We start from the raw sequence: 348 nt of genomic DNA, 5'->3' as shown, positions 1-348 counted from the left end.
TTCGATGGTGGTAGCTTGCGGCCCACCGCCCAGCGATAAAACGGTGGCGAAGCTGGCGAAGCACAGCATAAAGATGAGTGCTGCGACGGGAAGGATCTGACGACGCAGCCACGGCCATTCAACAAAACGGAAGAAATGCCAGCCACGCATACCTAACTGAGCGGCTAACTGCCGCTGTTCGCCGGGAATATTCTCCAGCGACTGTAACAGCAGGCGGCTGGCCATCGGCAGATTGAAAAAGACATGCGCCAGCAGAATGCCCTGCAAGCCGTATGGCGAAAACGTCCACTCTAGCCCGAATATATGCCAGAGCGAGGCCAGCCAACCCTGGCGACCGTAGACGCTAAG

The 348-nt window shown here is 57.5% G+C and carries 1 protein-coding gene; it reads right to left on the bottom strand.

Annotated elements, in window-relative coordinates:
- Positions 1-348, bottom strand: a 348-nt coding sequence (locus FDX22_RS22570) for an ABC transporter permease subunit (RefSeq protein ID WP_146717804.1), incomplete at both ends; no start/stop codon positions are given.

This window comes from Citrobacter sp. TBCS-14 (genome assembly GCF_005280805.1).
GTDB classification, from domain to species: domain Bacteria; phylum Pseudomonadota; class Gammaproteobacteria; order Enterobacterales; family Enterobacteriaceae; genus Citrobacter; species Citrobacter gillenii.
This window is presented reverse-complemented; position numbering and strand designations above follow the sequence as displayed.